This is a genomic window from Allocoprococcus similis (assembly GCF_054660775.1).
In genome coordinates, this window is sequence record NZ_BAAHSG010000031.1 from 1 (window position 1) to 16,770 (window position 16,770).

Here is a 16,770-nt window from a genome sequence, read left to right on the forward strand (position 1 = left end):
CATAAATATATTGTAGTAGCAGAGAAAGAAAGTCTAATCAATAATTTTGATTATACACAATTGATTCAGTATAATTATGATCAGCGAAAATATGTTAGCTATTCTACGGAACAGTTAATTTCTTTCTTAAAGACCGCTCGTAATGACCCGTGCTATTTAGAAGTGTTACTTGCATTATTTGCCGGATTGAGAACAGGTGAAATATTAGGACTTAACTATAGTAATATTAATTTAAAAAAGGGAACAATTACTATATGCCAGCAGATTTCTACCGCTGATAGAGATGGAAAAGTAATCCCCCCTAAATCTAAAAGCAGTTACCGAACAATAAAAGTCATTCCGCTTCTTATAGATGAGTTAAAAAATCGAAAAAAACAAAATGCTGCGTTTTTCCGTAAAAATCCTGATAGCGGCAAACAATGGAAGAACTATGTGTGTATAGGAAAAAATGGGAATATAAAAGGCAGCACCACCATAGGAAATGCCGTAAAAAGAATCTGCGTAAATGCCGGTGTCCCTTTTATCTCACCTCATGGATTGCGACACTTGTGTGCAACTATATTAATTGAAAATGGATGCGACATAGAATTAGTTTCAAAAATGATGGGGCATAAATCTATTCAGACAACAATGGATATTTATTGCGGTCAATTAGAGGATTTGGATAAAGTTTCTTCAACAGTAAACAAATCATTTGATCCATTCAACGCATATAACAATAACAGCGAGGTGAAGACTTTATGAAATATAAGCAGATCGTAAAACCGGAAATCAATCCTTTGATTTTGAATACCACTATTGAAAACTGGGAATTTAGACCAAGCATAACAAGTGTTAGAGGAAAGTACGGTGTTCGCTTTGAACTTACTTTTTCCAATGGATTAAAAAAGCAAAAACAAGTAGGCGGATTTAAAACGAAAAAGGAAGCAAATAGAGCAAAAGAAGAGATACTCTATCAGCTGTCAACTGGAACATATATCCCATATCGGTTCACATTGCAAGAATTTTATGATTATTGGTTGTATTATTATATGCTAGATAAAAAAATAGCATATTCCACATTCGTAAATTATCGGAACGTGATATATAACCACTTGCTAAAATCGATATCACCACGCACATACATAACGAACATTGAATCCTCTGATTTGATCAAATTTATGGATTCTATTGCCTCGAACCCTTTGCGTTGCAACGCTTATGCCGTTATTAGTTCTTCTTTTAAAACAGCAAAGGAGCTTAACATAATAGCGCAAAACCCGGCGCCTTACGCTGTTCAAACAATCCGTTCAAAGATGCGACAGAAAAAAAGAACGGAGACCAAACGCAAAACTTTTTCATTACAGCAATTACAAAATATTTTACTAACCTGCAAAAAAGAAGAGCCTAATTACTATCTGTTAATGTTGATTTGCGCTACAACTGGCGTCCGGATAAGCGAAGCACTTGGTCTTCAATTTGAAAACGTAGATTTCCCCAATCGTCAATTACATATTATCTGGCAAAAAGGACGAACTATTTACGGAGATGGCTGGGAATCTCAAATGGCTACAAGTCAATTGATCCAAACGAAAACGTATTCTTCTGTAAGGAACGTTGAAATACCTCAGTTCGTTTTAGATGAAATTATTTTGGCAAAAAATAAGTATGATTACTTGAATCAAAATGATGTAAATTTTCATTATACACCCGATTTTGTTGTTGTGAATTCAAACGGAAGACCATTATCAAGAGATTCCAAAATCAGTCACGCATTCAAACATGTCCTTGAATTATGTGATATAAATCCTGATGATTATTGCTGGCATGACTTACGGCACACATATGCTACATTATTGAAAAAGAATATTAATAATTTAAAAGTAATCTCTAAATTATTAGGACATTCAACTGTAGATATGACTGAAGACGTTTATATTGACGATCAAAGAGACATAATTGATACAAGCAGTATTATGACAAAATATGCCGATTCACTATATGACAAAATCCATATGAGCGATAAAAGCGAAGAACTTGATATGTCAAAAATAAGTGATGCCTTTCTAAGAATAAGATAGTGTCCGTCAATATAATTATATAATCGTGTGTTGTATCATATGGTCTTACATGGTAACAGAACTATAGTTTTTGTTGCAAAATGCCATAAAACAAGCATTATTTTAATTTTTAGTTTTTTAAATTATTACAGATTTTCCCACAATGAAAGGAAATACTGTAAAACATATACGGTTTGCAATGTGTTTTCCAGAACATTGTTTTGTTGTTTATTGACTAGATTCGCAATTATGCATAAAATACATTTTTATGCATAATTATTCATTACATATGTCGTGTCATTGCGTAACAGGCAGTAAAAATCTTATAAAAGATCAAGGTGTTACATATAGTCTCATACAGTCTTTTGTAGTGCCAAAACCATACTTTCTGTTACATAATAGTAAAAACAGGCTATTTTCACATCATTTATTTTGCAAATTTTTGAAATAAATGGTATAGTCTTAAAGCTAAGAGATTATAAATATTGCTTGTATTTACAGTGTGAATCGTTATAAAATCAAGAGAAGAAGAATTTAAAATGGAGGAAAAATGAGGAAATTAGCATTAGATGATGATATTTTACTGAATATAGAGAAACCTGCCCGCTACATTGGTCATGAAGTTAATTCGGTCATGAAGGACAAAAAAGCGGTAGATATTCGGTTTGCAATGTGTTTTCCGGAGGTCTATGAGGTTGGTATGTCCCATCTGGGAATCCAGATTCTGTACGATATGTTCAACCGTCGGGAGGATACCTGGTGCGAGAGAGTGTACTCTCCGTGGATCGATCTGGACAAGATCATGCGTGAGAAGAACATTCCGCTGTTTGCCCTGGAATCTCAGGATCCGGTGAAGGATTTTGACTTTCTTGGCATCACATTACAGTTTGAGATGTGTTACACCAATGTACTGCAGGTGCTGGATTTATCCGGTATTCCGCTTCACAGTGAGGACAGAACTTTAGAAGATCCATTTGTCATTGGCGGGGGACCATGTGTTTACAATACAGAGCCACTGGCTGAATTTTTCGATATGTTCTATATCGGAGAGGGCGAAGTGGTTTATGATGAGCTTCTGGAAGCATACAAAAAGTGGAAGAGAGCCGGAAAGAGCCGGAAAGAATTTCTGGAAATGGCAGCAGAGATCGAGGGAATTTACGTTCCTTCTTTTTATAATGTCACTTACAAAGAAGACGGCACGATCGAATCTTTCCTGCCAAATAATCCGCATGCAAAAGAAAAGATTAAACGAGTAGTTGCAGCAGATATGAGCCAGACAACTTATCCATTAAAGCCGGTTGTTCCATTTATTAAAGTAACCCAGGACAGAGCCGTTCTGGAAATCCAGCGTGGCTGTATCCGTGGATGCCGTTTCTGCCAGGCAGGAATGGTTTACCGTCCGACACGTCCGCGTGATATCAACATGCTCAAAGAGACGGCACGTGCAATGCTGAAAAATACAGGACATGAAGAGATTACTTTAAGTTCGTTAAGTTCCAGTGATTACAATGAACTGGAGGAGATCGTCACCTTCCTGATCGATGAGTTCCACACCCAGGGAGTCAACATTTCCCTGCCGTCTCTTCGTATTGATGCGTTTTCTCTGGACGTTATGAGCAAGGTGCAGGATGTGCGTAAGAGCAGTCTGACCTTCGCCCCGGAAGCCGGAACCCAGAGAATGCGTAATGTAATCAACAAAGGTCTGACGGAAGACGATATTTTAAATGGTGCAGGACAGGCTTTTGAAGGTGGATGGACGAAGGTCAAGCTCTATTTCATGCTTGGACTTCCGACCGAAACCCAGGAAGATATGGAAGGAATTGCTGTTCTTGCAGATAAAGTGGCACGCCGGTATTATGAGATCCCGAAGGATCAGAGAAATGGAAAATGTCAGATCACGGCAAGTAGTTCCTTCTTTGTACCGAAGCCATTTTCACCGCTTCAGTGGGCGACCATGCAGCCGATGGAAGAATATATCCGCCGCGCCGGAATCGTACAGGAAGCATTCCGCAACCAGCTGAACCGCAAGAGCTTGCGCTACAACTGGCATACCGCAGAAGTAACCGTTCTGGAAGGAGTCTTTGCCCGTGGTGACCGGAAGGTCGGAAAGGTTCTGGAAGAGGCTTACCGTCTTGGTTGTATTTATGATGCGTGGGATGAATATTTTGATTATGATAAATGGCTGCAGGCCTTTGAGAATACGGGTGTGGATATGGATTTCTACAATCTCAGAAAGCGTGAGCTGGATGAGATCTTCCCGTGGGATTTCATTGACTGTGGCGTGACAAAATCGTTCCTTATACGGGAATGGAAAAATGCAATGGAAGGAAATGTAACCCCGAACTGCCGGGCAAAATGTTCTGGCTGCGGGGCAGCAACTTACGGAGGAGGTGTCTGCTTTGAAGGCAAGAATTAAATTTCGCAAAAATGGAGTCATGAAATTCATCGGACACCTGGACATCATGCGGTATTTTCAGAAAGCAATCCGCCGCGCTGAGATTCCGATTGCATTTACCAGCGGCTACAGTCCGCATATGATCATGTCTTTTGCCAACCCGCTTGGCGTGGGACTGACCAGTGATGGGGAATATTTTGATATTGAACTGACTGAGCCGATTGCCAGCAGAGAAGCAGTGAAAAGACTGAATGAACAGATGGTGGATGGTATGGAGATCGTCAGCTTTGTGCAGATCCCGGATGATAAGAAAAGCAAAGGAATGTCAATCGTAGCAGGTGCCGACTATTTATCTTCGGTAAAAAATGGCAGTCTGCCGGAAGATCTTGCGGAAAAACTGGAAGCTTTCTATGCCCAGAACGAAATCTGTGTGGTGAAAAAGACGAAGAAGAGCGAAAAAGAAGTGGACATCCGCCCGATGATCTATAAACTGGAATGTCGGAACGGAGGAATCTACATGCGTGTGGCAGCAGGAAGTGTCCAGAACTTAAAGCCGGAACTGGTCACAGAAGCCTTTGCCCGTTATCTGGGTATGGATGATGAGGAAGTGGCCTTCACCCACCACAGATTGGAAACCTTTGCGGAATCTGAAGATGCGGATGGCAAAACGGTTCTGGTTCCGCTGGATGCACTTGGAACGGAGATTGTATAATAAATGGAACGGAAAGTAATCCTTACAGAATGTATGAACCGCCGGGTGCTTGCACTTTTAGAAGATGAAAAAGTGGTTGAATTTCACTTTGGCAGCGGCGGAGAAAAAAAGAGCTGCCGCCTGGGTGAAATTTATGTCGGAAGGGTACGGAAAATTCTTCCGAATATCGGCGGCGCATTCGTTGAAATTTCAAATGGTGAGCAGTGCTATTTTGCTCCGGAAGGAAAATACACGCCTGTTTTTACAAATAAACTTGGAAAGAAACCGCTTGTGATCGGTGATGAGCTTCTGGTTCAGGTGGAAAAAGAAGCGGTGAAGACAAAGCAGCCTGTCGTGACCGGGAACTTAAATTTTACCGGGCAGTATGTGGTGCTGACGTCCGGCAACCGGACGATTGGTGTATCCGGAAAGATTCACGGTGCGCGAAAAGAAGAACTGCAGAAGCTGGGACAGGAATATACAGATTGTGATTTTGGACTGATTTTCCGGACGAACTGTGCGGAAGCAGAGGAAGACCAGATCCGTGCGGAGATCGACAAACTGGCAGAAACCTATCACCGGATCATCGAATATGGGAAAATGCGTACCTGCTTCAGCTGTCTGCAAAGTGCACCGGATCCGTGTGTGCAGGCGCTCCGGGATATTTACAAAAAAGATCTGACAGAAATTATTGCGGATAAAACAGTAGAAGAGGGAGCTTTATATAAAGAAGTTCAGACCTATCTGGAAGAAAATATGCCGGATGAACTGCCACTTCTGCGTGCATATACGGATACGTCTTATCTCCTTACAAAATGCTATAATCTGGAGGGCGCGCTCCGCGAGGCAAGACAGGAACGCGTGTGGATGAAATCCGGGGCTTATCTGGTGATCCAGCCGACAGAGGCGCTGACTGTGATCGATGTCAATTCCGGGAAATGTCTGAAAAAGAATTCTCATTTTCCGGAGATCAACCGGGAAGCAGCAAAAGAAGCAGCCCGCCAGATCCGGCTCCGCAATATTTCCGGTATCATCATTATTGATTTTATCAACATGAAATCAGCAGAAGAGAAGAAAGAACTTCTTGAGTATCTGCAGCGGGAATTAAGGAAGGATCCAAATCCGGGAAATGTGATGGGAATGACGAAACTGCAGCTGGTTGAAATTACACGGAAGAAAATCCGAAAAACACTGGAGGAAAGTTTACATGGGTAAAAAAGAAGTAAAAACAAATGCAATGCGTATTTTAGACAGAATGAAAATTTCTTATGAATATCAGACCTATGAATGCGATGAATTCACAGATGGGATCGAAACCGCAGACAAGCTGAATCTGCCTCACGAACAGGTTTACAAGACGATTGTCACAACAGGAAAAAGCGGAGAGCATTATGTATTTGTCCTTCCGATCGAAGCAGAGATTGACTTTAAGAAGGCGGCAAAAGCAGTTGGAGAGAAGTCCATTGAGATGCTTCATTTAAAAGAACTGACACCACTCACCGGGTATGTACGCGGAGGCTGCACATCCATCGGTATGAAAAAACATTTTCCGACTGTGATCGATGCAAGCGCACAGCAGTTTGAAAAAGTCTATGTAAGTGCCGGAAGAATCGGTGCACAGCTGACACTTACACCGGAGGATTTGAGGAAAGCAGCAGATGCTACATTTGCAGATGTAATTCATGCATAGGAATTTTATAAAAAATGCAATTCTATTAGACAAAATGCAAGATTTTCGGCGGATCACAAAAGAAAATCTTGCATTTTTCACGTCAGCGTAATAAAGTAGTAACTACATAAGTGTTGGAGCATTTGCCCGATGTTTCGACAATACAGGAGCTGCCTTGCAGCCAAGAATACATGATTGAGAGATGGAGGAATACCAACAGATGATTAAGGTAGTGAAATTCGGCGGAAGCTCTCTTGCCGATGCAGTACAGATTAAAAAGGCAGGAAAGATTGTTCTGTCAGACGAAACAAGAAGATATGTTGTTCCGTCTGCACCAGGAAAGCGCTTTCCTGATGACACCAAGGTAACAGACATGCTGTATCGTTGTTACGGCGCAGCTGTAAAAGAAAAGAAATTTACAGAATTACTTGCTGATATTCAGAAAAGATATCAGGAAATCATTGAAGGGCTTGGGATCACTCTTTCTCTTGACGAAGAATTTGCTACAATCCGTGACAATTTTGCAAAGAAGATCGGCAGAGATTATGCTGCTTCCCGTGGAGAATATTTAAACGGTCGTGTGATCGCTGCTTATCTTGGATATGAATTTATCGATGCAGCAGAAGTGATCAAGTTCGATGAAAATGGAAACTTCCTTTCTGAAGAAACCAACCAGATACTCGGGGACAGACTTGCTAAAATAGAACGTGCTGTTATACCGGGATTTTACGGAGCACGTCCGGATGGAACGATCCAGACATTTTCCCGCGGCGGATCTGATGTAACAGGATCGATCGTTGCAAGGGCTGTACATGCTGATATGTATGAGAACTGGACGGACGTATCCGGATTCCTCATTGCAGATCCACGTATCATCAAAAATCCAAAAGGAATCGAAGCAATTACTTATAAAGAGCTGCGTGAGCTTTCTTATATGGGTGCCAGCGTACTGCATGAAGACGCAATCTTTCCTGTCCGTAAAGAAGGGATTCCGATCAATATCCGCAATACCAATGCACCGGAGGATAAAGGTACCCTGATCGTGGAAGGAACCTGCAGAAAACCAAAATACACGATCACAGGTATTGCAGGAAAGCGTGGATTTGCTTCGATCACGATTGAAAAAGCTATGATGAACTCCGAAGTCGGATTTGGACGTAAGGTTCTTGGTGTATTTGAAGACGAAGGTATTTCTTTCGAACATATGCCGTCAGGAATTGATACCATGACCATTTTCGTTCATCAGGATGAATTTGAGGAACATGAGCAGAAGGTTCTTGCAGGCATCCACCGTGCCGTGAATCCGGATGATATTGAACTGGAATCTGATCTTGCACTGATTGCAGTCGTGGGACGCGGTATGCGCCAGACACGCGGTACTGCCGGAAGAATTTTCTCCGCACTGGCTCATGCGCATGTCAACGTAAAAATGATCGACCAGGGATCCAGTGAGCTGAACATCATCATCGGTGTGAGAGAACACGATTTTGAGGCAGCGATCAAGGCAATTTATGATATTTTTGTTAATACTCAGCTGTAAATCTTCAATTCGATCCTCAAATATGGTATAGTACAGATGTCGGGGAAAACTCCCCTGTACAGAACATTCATACAAGAGAGGATACGAAAATGAACATATTATTTTTCCTGAAGCCAAAAGCAGAAGTGGCATTTGTATATGATTACCACACGCTCAGACAGGCAATGGAAATCATGGAGTACCATAAATACTCCTCTATTCCGATGATCAACCGGGAAGGCAAGTACGTCGGTACGATCACCGAAGGAGATCTGCTCTGGGGACTTAAGAAGCTGAACATCCTGAATCTGAAAGAAGCAGAAGACATTGCAATCACGAAGATTGCAAGAAGAGCAGATTACAGGCCGGTAAGCGCTGATTCTAATATGGAAGATCTGATGGAAAAAGCGATGGATCAGAACTTTGTTCCGGTCATAGATGACCAGGAGAATTTCATAGGAATCATCACAAGAAAAGACATCATCGGATATTGTTACGAAAAAATTAAAAAAATCGCAAATTAGGGGTTGACTTTGTGCGGTATGCCACTGTATAATACAGAGGTATGCCGCACAACGAGGTTATAAGTCCTGATTTGATCAGACACCGTAGTTGGCGAGTAATGATAATAGGAGGTGCCATATGTACGCAATTATAGCAACAGGTGGTAAACAGTACAAAGTAGCCGAAGGCGATATCATTAAAGTAGAAAAGCTTGGTGTGGAAGCCGGACAGTCTTATACTTTTGACCAGGTTCTCGCAGTAAGTGGTGACGAGCTTAAAGTTGGAACACCAGTAGTAGAAGGTGCAACAGTTGAAGCATCTGTAATTGGTGACGGAAAAGCTAAAAAAGTTATCGTTTACAAGTATAAGAGAAAAACAGGTTACCACAAGAAAAACGGACACAGACAGCAGTATACAGCAGTTAAGATCGAAAAGATCAACGCGTAAGAAGCTGGTGGTTATATGATACGAGTAACCATTTATAAAAATGAAAAACATCAATGTGTAGGTTTCAAAGCACATGGTCATGCAGGATTCAGTGAAGAAGGACAGGATATTGTCTGCGCAGCTGTTTCTGTACTTACGATCAATACTTTGAATGCCATTGAGAAATTTGCGGATGACCGTACAAGCCTTGTATCCGATGAATCCAAAGGACTCATTGACTATCGACTTAAAGGTAATCCGACTCGCGAGGCAAAGCTTTTGCTTGACGCGATGGTTCTCGGTCTGGAAGAGATTGCAGAAGATGAGAACTACAGAGAATATATGGATTTGACATACGAGGAGGTGTAACAACCATGATGAAATTAAACCTTCAGTTTTTCGCTCATAAAAAGGGAGTTGGTTCTACAAAGAACGGTCGTGACTCTGAATCTAAGAGACTTGGAGCAAAAAGAGCAGACGGACAGTTTGTAAAAGCTGGTAACATCCTTTACAGACAGCGCGGAACAAAGATTCATCCAGGAATCAATGTAGGTCGCGGTGGTGACGATACATTATTTGCACTGGTTGACGGTGTTGTTCGTTTTGAAAGAAAAGGAAGAGATAAGAAACAGGTTTCTATCTATCCAGTAGCTGAATAAGCAGATTTAACAGAGGCTTCAAACTTTTTTGGTTTGAAGCCTTGTTTTTAGTCATAAATAAGGAGGACATATTATGTTTGCAGACAGAGCAAAAATATATATCCGATCCGGAAAGGGCGGCGACGGTCACGTCAGCTTTCGCAGGGAATTATATGTTCCGAATGGCGGTCCGGACGGAGGCGACGGCGGTCGCGGCGGTGATGTAATCTTTGAAGTAGACAAAGGTCTTAACACCCTGGTAGATTTCCGTCACAAAACAAAATATAAAGCACAGGACGGAGAGGAAGGCGGCAAAAAGCGCTGCCATGGTAAGGATGCAAAGGATCTGATCCTGAAGGTTCCGGAAGGAACAGTCATCCGTGAAGCAGAGACCAATAAAGTCATTGCCGATATGTCAGGTGAAAACCAGCGCCAGATCATCTTAAAAGGTGGAAAAGGCGGTCTTGGAAATATGCATTTTGCAACCTCTACCATGCAGGTTCCGAAGTATGCACAGCCAGGAAAGCCTGCGCAGGAACTCTGGGTGAATCTGGAGCTTAAGGTGATCGCAGACGTTGGGCTTGTAGGTTTCCCGAATGTTGGTAAATCCACATTCCTTTCCCGTGTAACCAATGCGCAGCCAAAGATTGCAAATTATCATTTCACAACACTCAGCCCGAACCTTGGAGTTGTAGATCTGGAAGGTGCAAAGGGATTTGTTATTGCAGATATTCCGGGACTGATCGAAGGAGCATCAGAAGGTGTCGGACTTGGACATGAATTTTTGCGTCATATTGAACGTACCAAGATGATGATCCATGTTGTGGATGCGGCAGGTATCGAAGGACGCGATCCGGTTGAAGACATTTACAAGATCAATGCTGAGCTGGAAGCCTATAACAAAGAAATTTCCATGCGTCCGCAGGTCATTGCAGCGAACAAGGTTGACCTTATCTATTCCGAAGATGAAGATCCGATCCAGAGACTGAGAGATGAGTTTGAACCAAAGGGAATCAAGGTATTCCCGATTTCCGGTGTGACCGGAGAAGGACTTTCTGATCTTCTTTACTATGTAAATAATGAACTTCAGAAGTTGGATGACAAGCCGATTGTATTTGAACAGGAATATTTCCCGGAAGAAGAGATCATCCATATGGATCTTCCATATACCGTAGAAAAAGAAGACGATATATTTGTAGTAGAGGGACCGAAGATCGAAAAGATGCTTGGTTACACCAATCTGGATTCCGAAAAGGGATTTGCTTTCTTCCAGAAATTCCTGAAAGAAACCGGTATCCTTGAACAGCTTGAAAATGTAGGTGTTCAGGAAGGCGATACTATCCGTATGTACGGTCTTCAGTTTGAATATTACCGTTAGAACAGGACATAATTTAAGAAAGGAGAGTTTTATGACTTCCAAACAGAGAGCTTATTTAAAGAGCCTTGCGATGACAATGGATCCGATCCTTCAGATCGGTAAATCCAGCGTAACACCGGAACTTACAGCAGCTGTTGCAGAAGCGCTTGAAGCAAGAGAACTGATCAAGCTTCACGTTCTTCAGAACTGTGGGGATGATCTTCGTGGAATGGCAGAGATTCTTGCAGAGCGTACACGTTCCCAGGTGGTACAGGTGATCGGAAGAAAAATCGTTCTTTATAAAGAGGGAAAAGACGACAAGAAGAAAATCGTTCTCCCTTAATGAGTGGAGTATAGATTATGAGAATCGGTATTATGGGCGGAACATTTGACCCCATTCACAATGGACATCTGATGCTTGGTGAATATGCGTATCAGCAGTTTCATCTGGATGAGGTGTGGTATATGCCAAACGGCAATCCGCCCCATAAATCAAATCCGGAAATACGAAAAGATTTACAGGATCGTGCCGAAATGACGCAGCTTGCTATTGAAGACATTCCGTATTTCCGGCTTTGTACCTATGAAATGGATCGAAAGGAAACTTCGTATTCCTATGAGACAATGGAGTATTTTAAAGAGACTTATCCGCAGGATGAATTCTATTTTATCATCGGTGCGGATTCTCTTTTCAATCTGGAAACCTGGAAATGTCCGGAGAGACTTCTGAAAACAGCGGTCATTCTGGCAGCATACCGGGATGACGCGGGAGCACCGAAGAAAATGAGCCGTCAGATTACATATTTAAGAGAAAAATATGCTTGTGATATCCGGCTGCTCCGTACCCCTGTGATGCCTGTTTCTTCCAGTGAGATCCGGCAGATGATCCGGGAAGGAAAGATGGAAGATCTCCCAATCCCGAAAAAGGTTGCAGATTATATAGATTTGAACAGATTATATCAGGTGAGTGAACATGACGGAAACAATACTTAAGATGCAGAAAAAAGTAAAACGATACCTGGATAAAGACCGCTACGATCACACAATCGGTGTGATGCATACGGCAGGCTGCCTTGCTATGCGTTATGGTGCAGATCTGGAGAAGGCTCTGATTGCAGGGCTTTTACACGACTGTGCAAAATGTGTGCCGAGTGCAGAAAAGATCAAACTCTGTGAGAGGAATCATATCGAAATCTCTGAAGCAGAGTACCAGAATCCGGGACTTTTGCATGCAAAGCTGGGTGCTTTTTTTGCCCGGAAAAAATATGGAATAGAAGATGAAGAGATTCTTCGGTCAATCGAGTCTCACACAACCGGCCGTCCGAAGATGTCTCTGCTTGATAAGATCATTTATATCGCAGATTACATGGAGCCGGGAAGAGATGTTGCACCAAATCTTCCGGAAGTACGTGCACTTGCATTTGTAGATCTGGATGCATGTCTCTACCGTATTCTGGAAGATACCCTTGCGTATCTTGAAAAAAAGGGTGCAACGGTGGATCCTGCAACAGAAGAGACATTTTTATACTATAAGAACCTGAAAAACAGTGATTCCGAAAAGGAGGACAAAAACTGATGCAGACAATCGAACAGTCAAGAGAGATGGCAAAACTTGCCTGCGAAGCACTCGTTGATAAAAAAGGCGAAGATATCCGTGTAATTGACATTGCAGGAATCTCTGTGCTTGCAGATTATTTTATCATCGCAAACGGAACCAACGAAAGCCAGGTAAGAGCACTGGTTGACAATGTAGAAGAGACACTTGGAAAAGCAGGGTACGAAGTTAAACAACGTGAAGGCTACGGTCTTGGAAGCTGGGTACTGCTGGACTTTGGTGATATTATCGTACATGTATTCGACAGAGAGAACCGTCTGTTCTACGATCTGGAAAGAATCTGGAGCGATGGCAAGCAGGTTGATCCGGAGGAACTGTAAATATATTTTCTGATATTTTGGAGATTGATACTGGTGAGCCTGTGCTTTCCGTGTTACAATATATACGTTATCGAAAAACATGGTCCTGAATCATGGAGGCACAAAGTATGGAACCAATGTATTTGTCAATCCAGCCGGAAAAGACCGGAGAACGCATAAAAAAGCTGCTTTTGGAACAAGGGTATACGATTCGGGAAATCCAGGGCGCTTTTGGATTTGAAAATCCGCAGGCTATTTATAAGTGGATTTCCGGCAAATCGTTACCCAGTATAGACAATTTCATTATTTTAAGTAGATTATTACATACTACGATTGAAGATATCCTCGTCATTGACGAGGATATTTCTCGTTTATGGGTAATTTTAAACTGATAGTTGAATGACAAACTGCCATAATATGATTTACAATTGAATCAGAAGCAAATGATGGAAGAGTTATAGGATTGATATTATTCTTATTTGTGTTGCAAACAAAAGAACATTATGGGAGGCAAAAATCATGAAGAAAATCACATCGGCTTATGCAAACAAGATGTTGAGAAGCCTTGAGGAAGATAAAGCATTCTGGGTAAACAAGGAGGCAGCATCCAGTACCTATGTGGCAGCGGTCAATGAGGAGCCGGTCATTCCGGAATACGATTACATGACCATTGCGAATACGATTGACGAAATCGACAGGAAGATTGTTACCATTAAACACACATTGAATCTGACAAATGCTACCGCAAAAGTGCAGGTCGGCGATCAGGAGATGAGTATTGACAGTATTCTGATTCGAATGGCACAGCTCAACAAAAGAAAAGCTGTTCTTGACGATATGCGCAAGCGACTTCCGAAAATGCGTGTATATAGTAGTTCATTTAGTTCATCTGGCTCAGCACCGGAATATAAATATATCAACTATGATTTAGAAGTAATCCGACAGGAATACGACCGTATTTCCAATACAATTATGGAAATGCAGATTGCACTGGATCGTTACAATCAGACAGTATTGTTTGAGGTGGATATCTAAGTGGATTTTCCGTACAGGGCATATCTTTAACAAAGCTTATAGACGGTTGGTTATGGTTCAATGTCATCGTTTATTGGTTATTTGTTATCAGGTTATGTGTTCTTGTTCATAGAAACATTTTTGGAAAAGTATACAATTTAAATTTTTAAATCACCCTGTAAAAAACCTGTGTCAGTTCACAGTGCAGAGGTACGGTTTCAAGCACACAACAGCTGCGGAATTGCTTCCGCAGCTGTTTTTATAGTAAGAAAGGATCGTAACCAAGAAAGTTTTAAATCAAAATATATCCGCCGAAAAAAGAATCCGCTCCATATTTAAAATTTACCAAAAACAAGAAACCATTTTTGTGAATTTAGTTTCTTGTTTTTTGGTTCGCAAAAATGCTACAATCAAGGAAACCAGAAGAAAAATAATAGTTTCCATAGGAGATGATGATGTGTCAGATAAAAATATAAAAGACAATATTCTCGAAGCAACCATCCAGGCATTTCAAAAAAAAGGATTAAAATTTACAATGGATGATATCACGTCACTTCTTGGAATCAGCAAAAAAACAATCTATACTGTTTTTCCTGACAAAAATTCATTGGTTCTGGAGATGGTTGATTATTGTTTTTACTCGATCAAAGAAAGTGAACAAAAAGTTCTTCAAGATCTGAGTCTGGATACCGTCGGTAAAATCAGAGCAATTCTTGGTGTGTTGCCGGAAGGGTATCGGGAGCTTAATCTCAGACAGCTTTATCAGCTAAAGGAGAGGTATCCCGAAGTTTACGAAAAAGTAAAATCCCGTCTGGAAACCGGGTGGGAGAGTACGATTTCATTACTGGAACAGGGCATCACAGAAGGAAAAATTCGAAATATCCAGATTCCAATTTTAAAAACCATGATGGAAGCCACATTAGAACAGTTTTTTCAGAGAGACGTGCTGGTCCAGAATGGAATTTCTTATCATGAGGCATTAGATGAAGTCGTATCCATTCTGATCGATGGCATTACAATCTGACAAGGGGGGAAATTTTATTATGGGAGAAGTACAGAAACTAAAAGGAAAAGAAAAGTTTGCCTACGGAATCGGCGCTGTAGGGAAAGATATGGTTTATATGCTGTCAGCATCTTATGTTCTTTATTATTATCAGGACATCATGGGCGTCAGTGCTGTGGCAATGGGTGTGATCCTGTTTATCGCCCGTATCTTTGATGCTTTTAACGATCCAATCATGGGAATTATCGTAGCAAAGACGAAAACCAAATGGGGCAAATTCCGTCCGTGGCTCTTTATCGGGACTCTGACAAATGCAATCGTGCTGTACCTGATGTTCGCCGCACCACCAGCTCTTTCCGGCAGTGGACTGGTTGCCTATGCGGCTGTTACCTACATACTCTGGGGCGTAACTTATACGATGATGGACATTCCATATTGGTCCATGATTCCGGCTTTTACCGAAAGTGGAAAAGAACGAGAAAATCTTTCGGCATTGGCACGTTCCTGTGCCGGCGTTGGTTCTGCCATCATCACGATCATCACCGTACTTTCCGTATCCACGCTTGGCAAGCTGGCAGGAGGGAAAAGTGCATCGGAAATTGAACGGTTGGGATACCGCTATTTTGCACTGGTTATTGCAGTCCTGTTTTTCATTTTTATTACGAATACCTGTCTTTCTATTAAATAGAAATCCTCTGTAAATATGGAAACAGCAACCGTTAAAGAGATGTTCCGGGCACTGCTTTGTAACGACCAGGCACTTACTATGGTGGCTGCGATCGTTATGATCAATACTGCTTTATACATTACGTCCAACCTGGTAATTTATTTCTTCAAATATGATTTCAGTCCGGAAGCATGGCAGAGCAATTATACACTTTTCAATACCTTTGGCGGTGCGTTCCAGATTCTTGCAATGATGCTCCTGTTTCCGCTGCTCCGGAAATTTATGAATACAATGAAGATCTTTTACGTCAGCTTTTCCATGGCATTTGCAGGATATATGATCCTGCTTGTAATCGCATTTTCCGGCAGTACCAATGTCTATCTGCTTCTGGTTCCGGCATTTCTTATTATGTCGGCGATTGGTATGCTGAATGTGATTGTAACGATTTTCCTTGCAAATACGGTAGATTATGGAGAGCTGAAAAATAACCGGCGTGACGAATCCGTAATCTTTTCCATGCAGACCTTTGTGGTAAAGCTGGCTTCTGGCGTTGCAGCACTTGCGGCTTCGATCGTCATCCAGATCTTCCAGATTAAAAAGGATGAAACAGCAGAAGTACTGACAGCAATTGCACCGGCTTCCAGGATGGGACTTCGGATGTGTATGACGATCCTTCCAATCGCTGTACTTTTGATCGGACTGGCTGTGTTCCGGAAACATTACATATTAACAGACGAAAAGACGGAAGAAATATCCAGAACACTGGAAGAACGGAAGAGAGTATAACACATATACATAAAAATTTTATAACGAAATTTTAGTGGGACAGTTTGCGGACTGTCTCATTTTTTTACATTTGAGTAAAAAAATATACGTTCATTTAACATTTCTTTATCCAAAATATGATAGCGCTTTCAGAAACAGAAATGTTACG

The 16,770-nt window shown here is 41.5% G+C and carries 19 protein-coding genes and 1 pseudogene; all 20 read left to right on the forward strand.

The window, feature by feature from the left end; genetic code table 11:
• Nucleotides 1-744 (forward strand): site-specific integrase (locus ACYQ5K_RS11760; protein WP_459777636.1); only part of this gene is annotated, 744 nt, incomplete at its 5' end.
• Nucleotides 741-2,060, forward strand: coding sequence for a site-specific integrase (locus ACYQ5K_RS11765; RefSeq protein WP_173687465.1), 1,320 nt, complete (start codon nt 741-743; stop codon nt 2,058-2,060). The genes ACYQ5K_RS11760 and ACYQ5K_RS11765, both read left to right, overlap by 4 nt.
• Nucleotides 2,061-2,589: 529 nt before the next feature.
• Complete coding sequence (locus ACYQ5K_RS11770; RefSeq protein ID WP_173687466.1) at nt 2,590-4,455, forward strand: TIGR03960 family B12-binding radical SAM protein; 1,866 nt, start codon at nt 2,590-2,592, stop codon at nt 4,453-4,455.
• Nucleotides 4,439-5,146 (forward strand): TIGR03936 family radical SAM-associated protein, encoded by a 708-nt coding sequence (locus tag ACYQ5K_RS11775; RefSeq protein WP_173687467.1) that lies wholly within the window; start codon nt 4,439-4,441, stop codon nt 5,144-5,146. Before ACYQ5K_RS11770 ends, ACYQ5K_RS11775 begins: the two co-directional genes overlap by 17 nt.
• 3 nt (nt 5,147-5,149) lie before the next feature.
• On the forward strand, nt 5,150-6,340 hold the full coding sequence (locus ACYQ5K_RS11780; protein ID WP_173687468.1) for a ribonuclease E/G: 1,191 nt from the start codon (nt 5,150-5,152) through the stop codon (nt 6,338-6,340).
• Complete coding sequence (ybaK, locus tag ACYQ5K_RS11785; RefSeq protein WP_173687469.1) at nt 6,333-6,815, forward strand: Cys-tRNA(Pro) deacylase; 483 nt, start codon at nt 6,333-6,335, stop codon at nt 6,813-6,815. The genes ACYQ5K_RS11780 and ybaK overlap by 8 nt, the downstream gene beginning before the upstream one ends.
• Nucleotides 6,816-7,014: 199 nt before the next feature.
• Nucleotides 7,015-8,334: an aspartate kinase gene (locus ACYQ5K_RS11790; RefSeq protein WP_173687470.1), complete on the forward strand. Its 1,320-nt coding sequence runs from the start codon at nt 7,015-7,017 to the stop codon at nt 8,332-8,334.
• An 89-nt stretch (nt 8,335-8,423) separates the two neighbouring features.
• Nucleotides 8,424-8,837 carry a CBS domain-containing protein gene (locus ACYQ5K_RS11795; protein ID WP_173687471.1) on the forward strand — a complete coding sequence of 138 codons (414 nt, stop codon included), beginning with the start codon at nt 8,424-8,426 and terminating at the stop codon, nt 8,835-8,837.
• A gap of 118 nt (nt 8,838-8,955) precedes the next feature.
• Nucleotides 8,956-9,264 (forward strand): 50S ribosomal protein L21, encoded by a 309-nt coding sequence (gene rplU, locus ACYQ5K_RS11800; RefSeq protein ID WP_008370484.1) that lies wholly within the window; start codon nt 8,956-8,958, stop codon nt 9,262-9,264.
• Nucleotides 9,265-9,279: 15 nt separating this feature from the next.
• Nucleotides 9,280-9,612, forward strand: a complete 333-nt coding sequence (locus ACYQ5K_RS11805; protein WP_008370483.1) for a ribosomal-processing cysteine protease Prp — start codon at nt 9,280-9,282, stop codon at nt 9,610-9,612.
• Nucleotides 9,613-9,617: 5 nt separating this feature from the next.
• Nucleotides 9,618-9,902 (forward strand): 50S ribosomal protein L27, encoded by a 285-nt coding sequence (gene rpmA / locus ACYQ5K_RS11810; protein ID WP_008370482.1) that lies wholly within the window; start codon nt 9,618-9,620, stop codon nt 9,900-9,902.
• A gap of 73 nt (nt 9,903-9,975) precedes the next feature.
• On the forward strand, nt 9,976-11,259 hold the full coding sequence (obgE, locus tag ACYQ5K_RS11815) for a GTPase ObgE (RefSeq protein WP_173687472.1): 1,284 nt from the start codon (nt 9,976-9,978) through the stop codon (nt 11,257-11,259).
• Nucleotides 11,260-11,290: 31 nt separating this feature from the next.
• On the forward strand, nt 11,291-11,581 hold the full coding sequence (gene yhbY, locus ACYQ5K_RS11820) for a ribosome assembly RNA-binding protein YhbY (protein ID WP_008370480.1): 291 nt from the start codon (nt 11,291-11,293) through the stop codon (nt 11,579-11,581).
• Between the two features lie 17 nt (nt 11,582-11,598).
• Nucleotides 11,599-12,231, forward strand: coding sequence for a nicotinate-nucleotide adenylyltransferase (gene nadD, locus ACYQ5K_RS11825; RefSeq protein ID WP_173687473.1), 633 nt, complete (start codon nt 11,599-11,601; stop codon nt 12,229-12,231).
• Nucleotides 12,212-12,814: a bis(5'-nucleosyl)-tetraphosphatase (symmetrical) YqeK gene (gene yqeK / locus ACYQ5K_RS11830; RefSeq protein ID WP_173687474.1), complete on the forward strand. Its 603-nt coding sequence runs from the start codon at nt 12,212-12,214 to the stop codon at nt 12,812-12,814. Before nadD ends, yqeK begins: the two co-directional genes overlap by 20 nt.
• A gap of 8 nt (nt 12,815-12,822) precedes the next feature.
• Nucleotides 12,823-13,173: a ribosome silencing factor gene (gene rsfS / locus ACYQ5K_RS11835; RefSeq protein ID WP_173687608.1), complete on the forward strand. Its 351-nt coding sequence runs from the start codon at nt 12,823-12,825 to the stop codon at nt 13,171-13,173.
• A gap of 107 nt (nt 13,174-13,280) precedes the next feature.
• On the forward strand, nt 13,281-13,544 hold the full coding sequence (locus ACYQ5K_RS11840; protein ID WP_173687475.1) for a helix-turn-helix domain-containing protein: 264 nt from the start codon (nt 13,281-13,283) through the stop codon (nt 13,542-13,544).
• Between the two features lie 127 nt (nt 13,545-13,671).
• Nucleotides 13,672-14,187 carry a hypothetical protein gene (locus ACYQ5K_RS11845; RefSeq protein ID WP_173687476.1) on the forward strand — a complete coding sequence of 172 codons (516 nt, stop codon included), beginning with the start codon at nt 13,672-13,674 and terminating at the stop codon, nt 14,185-14,187.
• Nucleotides 14,188-14,623: 436 nt separating this feature from the next.
• Nucleotides 14,624-15,190 (forward strand): TetR/AcrR family transcriptional regulator, encoded by a 567-nt coding sequence (locus ACYQ5K_RS11850; RefSeq protein WP_459777637.1) that lies wholly within the window; start codon nt 14,624-14,626, stop codon nt 15,188-15,190.
• A pseudogene (locus ACYQ5K_RS11855) lies at nt 15,174-16,622 on the forward strand (glycoside-pentoside-hexuronide (GPH):cation symporter). Before ACYQ5K_RS11850 ends, ACYQ5K_RS11855 begins: the two are co-directional and overlap by 17 nt.
• Nucleotides 16,623-16,770: the final 148 nt, after the last annotated feature.

Bases quoted from the DNA above. Each gene is read 5' to 3' on its own strand.
- ACYQ5K_RS11770 (WP_173687466.1), top strand. From the start codon at position 2,590: ATGAGGAAATTAGCATTAGATGATGATATTTTACTGAATATAGAGAAA.
- ACYQ5K_RS11795 (WP_173687471.1), top strand. From the start codon at position 8,424: ATGAACATATTATTTTTCCTGAAGCCAAAAGCAGAAGTGGCATTTGTA.
- rplU (WP_008370484.1), top strand. From the start codon at position 8,956: ATGTACGCAATTATAGCAACAGGTGGTAAACAGTACAAAGTAGCCGAA.
- ACYQ5K_RS11780 (WP_173687468.1), top strand. From the start codon at position 5,150: ATGGAACGGAAAGTAATCCTTACAGAATGTATGAACCGCCGGGTGCTT.
- ACYQ5K_RS11805 (WP_008370483.1), top strand. From the start codon at position 9,280: ATGATACGAGTAACCATTTATAAAAATGAAAAACATCAATGTGTAGGT.
- ACYQ5K_RS11840 (WP_173687475.1), top strand. From the start codon at position 13,281: ATGGAACCAATGTATTTGTCAATCCAGCCGGAAAAGACCGGAGAACGC.
- yqeK (WP_173687474.1), top strand. From the start codon at position 12,212: ATGACGGAAACAATACTTAAGATGCAGAAAAAAGTAAAACGATACCTG.
- yhbY (WP_008370480.1), top strand. From the start codon at position 11,291: ATGACTTCCAAACAGAGAGCTTATTTAAAGAGCCTTGCGATGACAATG.
- ACYQ5K_RS11765 (WP_173687465.1), top strand. From the start codon at position 741: ATGAAATATAAGCAGATCGTAAAACCGGAAATCAATCCTTTGATTTTG.
- ACYQ5K_RS11845 (WP_173687476.1), top strand. From the start codon at position 13,672: ATGAAGAAAATCACATCGGCTTATGCAAACAAGATGTTGAGAAGCCTT.
- nadD (WP_173687473.1), top strand. From the start codon at position 11,599: ATGAGAATCGGTATTATGGGCGGAACATTTGACCCCATTCACAATGGA.
- ybaK (WP_173687469.1), top strand. From the start codon at position 6,333: ATGGGTAAAAAAGAAGTAAAAACAAATGCAATGCGTATTTTAGACAGA.
- obgE (WP_173687472.1), top strand. From the start codon at position 9,976: ATGTTTGCAGACAGAGCAAAAATATATATCCGATCCGGAAAGGGCGGC.
- rpmA (WP_008370482.1), top strand. From the start codon at position 9,618: ATGATGAAATTAAACCTTCAGTTTTTCGCTCATAAAAAGGGAGTTGGT.
- ACYQ5K_RS11790 (WP_173687470.1), top strand. From the start codon at position 7,015: ATGATTAAGGTAGTGAAATTCGGCGGAAGCTCTCTTGCCGATGCAGTA.